Here is a 1,753-nt window from a genome sequence, read left to right as displayed (position 1 = left end):
GGACGCCGCCATCGAAACTGCCGATCTCCCCCCTTGAGGGGGAGATGGCCGGCAGGCCAGAGGGGGGTGCGACGGTACGAATAGCCATGCCCAAGGCATGCGTAATTCGGCTTGGGTTTGTCAATCCTGCAGCACGCCGCCGGCGCCTTCCAGCGCCTCGCGTGTGTCGACATCGACTGACGCCGCCGCGCCGATCTCGACATCGATGACATCGAGCCCTTCCGTCTCAACCAGATGGCGCGCGCCTGTGTCGCCTTCGAGATGGGCGATCGCCGGAAACAGCGAGCGCGGCAAAAGCACAGGGTTGCCGCGCTTGCCGTCATGCGAGGCGCGGACCACCGCATTGCCGCCTGCCTTGCGGAAAGCATCGATCAATCTGTCGAGGTCATCGGACGTGATATCAGGCATGTCACCGAGAACGATCATCACGCCGGCGGAATCTTCCGGCAGATAGGCGATGCCGGCTTTCAGCGAGGTGGACAGGCCCTCGGCAAAATCGGGATTGTCGGCGAAGGTCACGTCGAGGCCCACCAGCGCAGCGCGCACCCGCTCGCGCTGGTGGCCGGTGACGATGACAGTGCCGGACGCCTTCGAGCCGAGCGCCCGCTCGGCGGTGCGGCGCACCAGCGGCTTGCCGTCGAACAGCGCCAGCAGCTTGTTCGGCCCGCCCATGCGGCTTGAGCGGCCGGCCGCCAGCAGCACGATGCCGACCTTGAGCTGGCTTCTCGCCGGCAGCGGTTCGCGCGGCTGCGGCCGTGTCGGGATTTCCATCAGCAGCCCACCGACCCCCATGCCGGCAATATCCCTTGCGGTCACGTCGAGGCCAGCGATCAACCGGTCCAGCACCCAGTCGAAACCATTCTCCTTGGGGCTGCGGGCGCAGCCGGGCGCGCCGATGACGTGCTTGCCGCCGAGCGTTCCGAGCACCAGCAGATTGCCGGGATCGACCGGCATGCCCGCGCGGATGACTGCACCACCCGCCTTCTCGATCGCCGCGGGAATGACATCGGCAAAATCGCTCATCGCCGAAGCGCCGAAGATCACCACCATGTCGTTGTCGCGCGCCAGGGAGACCGCGGCCTCCGCCACTGGCGCGACCTCATGCGGCGTGCGGCGCTCCGCAGTCAGCCTGCCGCCCGTACGCGCCAGCCGCGCTTCCGTGACTCGCAGCGTCTTGTCGAGCACGGAAGGCTTGATGCCCGGCAGAACCGTCTGGATGACGCCGACACGCACGGGCCGGTAGGCATTGACGGCAAATATCTCGCCCGCGGCGCAGATTTTCGTCGCAGCGTCGACCAGCGCTGAACTGACCGCGAAGGGGATGATCTTCACGGTCGCGACCATCTGGCCTTTCTCGACCGGCGCATGCTGCGCCAGCGTCGCAATGGTGATGGCGGGATCGATGGCATTGATGGCATCGATGACAGCGGCATCGACCGTGAAGATGCCCGGCGCCTTGGCATGGAGATTGACCCGCCCGGTCGCGGCAGGCCTGGCTTCGATCCCGCGAAAGGTCATGCTCTCGGCGATCGTCTGCGCGGCGGCATCCTCGCCGAGGTCGTCGACGGCCAGCACGGCCGCAACGACCTCAGAAATGCCGGCAGCCCGCAGCAGCGCCACATCTTCGGCGCTCAGCCTGTGCGCCTTGCGGAAGCGGCGTTCGCCGGCGGTGGTCGAATGCGCCAGCACCGCGCCTTCCGCGGTCTCGATCGGGATCGGGCCGAATTTCACGCCGCAGCGCCCGCAGAGCGCC

General features: G+C 67.4%; 1 protein-coding gene. It reads right to left on the bottom strand.

Going from position 1 to position 1,753, the window contains the following annotated elements; genetic code table 11:
• Positions 1 to 120: 120 nt before the first annotated feature.
• A complete protein-coding gene (locus EOC06_RS36755; RefSeq protein WP_128310083.1) occupies positions 121 to 1,731 on the bottom strand; it encodes an NTP transferase domain-containing protein in 1,611 nt (536 codons plus the stop codon).
• Positions 1,732 to 1,753: the final 22 nt, after the last annotated feature.

It is taken from the genome of Mesorhizobium sp. M7A.F.Ca.MR.362.00.0.0 (genome assembly GCF_004023175.1).
Lineage (GTDB): Bacteria > Pseudomonadota > Alphaproteobacteria > Rhizobiales > Rhizobiaceae > Mesorhizobium.
This window is presented reverse-complemented; position numbering and strand designations above follow the sequence as displayed.